At 72.1% G+C, this 315-nt stretch carries 1 protein-coding gene; it reads left to right on the top strand.

Annotated elements, in window-relative coordinates; genetic code table 11:
• Window positions 1-315 (top strand): NUDIX domain-containing protein (locus EN850_RS35120; protein WP_189591337.1); only part of this gene is annotated, 315 nt, incomplete at both ends.

The raw sequence follows: 315 nt of genomic DNA on the forward strand, positions 1-315 counted from the left end.
CGCGACGGTGTGCAGCCGCGCCAAACCGGCCTGCGTGATCTGCCCGCTGCAGGACGCGTGCGTGGCGCGGCGCGAGGGCCGCACCGCTGAACTGCCCACGCCCAAGCCGGGCAAAACGCTGCCCGAGCGCGAAGCGGTGGCCCTGCTGCTGCGCGACGCCCAGCAGCGCGTACTGCTGCAGAAGCGACCGGACACAGGCATCTGGGCGCAGCTGTGGACGCTGCCGCAGGCCGAGGCCGGCAGCGTGCTGCAGGACTGGTTCGATGCGCACGTGGAAGGTTCGCTGGAAGACGCCGAGGCGCTGCCGGTAGATCG

The organism is Mesorhizobium sp. M8A.F.Ca.ET.207.01.1.1 (genome assembly GCF_004794715.1).
Lineage (GTDB): Bacteria > Pseudomonadota > Alphaproteobacteria > Rhizobiales > Rhizobiaceae > Mesorhizobium.